Below are 368 nucleotides of genomic sequence, written 5' to 3'. Positions count from 1 at the left end.
CTTTTTCTTCAGAAAAAGAAGACCTTCCTTCCCGACACCGATCGGAACAATACTTCACGTTCTCCCAATCCCGCGCCCACTTCTTCCGCCACGTAAACGGCAACCCGCACGCGGCGCACAGCTTGCGCGGCAAATCCGCCTTCTTCCGCATCCGCGCCATCAGGCCAGGTGCTGCCGCAGCACCCCGCGCTCGTCCCGCACCTGCACGATCTCGCCGCGCGCCCGCATGCAGTTCACATGCGCCACCACCTCGCTGAAGGCGAACCCCATCTGGTGCGGATCGAGCGGCCGGTGGAACACCACCGGAACCAGCTCCGTCGCGGTCTTGGGCCCCGCGCGGCATGCGTCCAGGATGAGCCCGCAGTGCT

At 65.2% G+C, this 368-nt stretch carries 1 protein-coding gene and 1 pseudogene; both read right to left on the bottom strand.

Annotated features, from left to right (window positions below):
• A partial coding sequence (locus R5H29_RS00345; protein ID WP_332328547.1) for a DUF2256 domain-containing protein occupies positions 1–151 on the bottom strand: 151 nt, incomplete at its 3' end.
• Between the two features lie 8 nt (positions 152–159).
• A pseudogene (locus R5H29_RS00340) lies at positions 160–368 on the bottom strand (hypothetical protein); the annotation flags it as partial.

It is taken from the genome of Stenotrophomonas sp. A3_2 (assembly GCF_036624925.1).
Taxonomy (GTDB): domain Bacteria; phylum Pseudomonadota; class Gammaproteobacteria; order Xanthomonadales; family Xanthomonadaceae; genus Stenotrophomonas; species Stenotrophomonas hibiscicola.
This window is presented reverse-complemented; position numbering and strand designations above follow the sequence as displayed.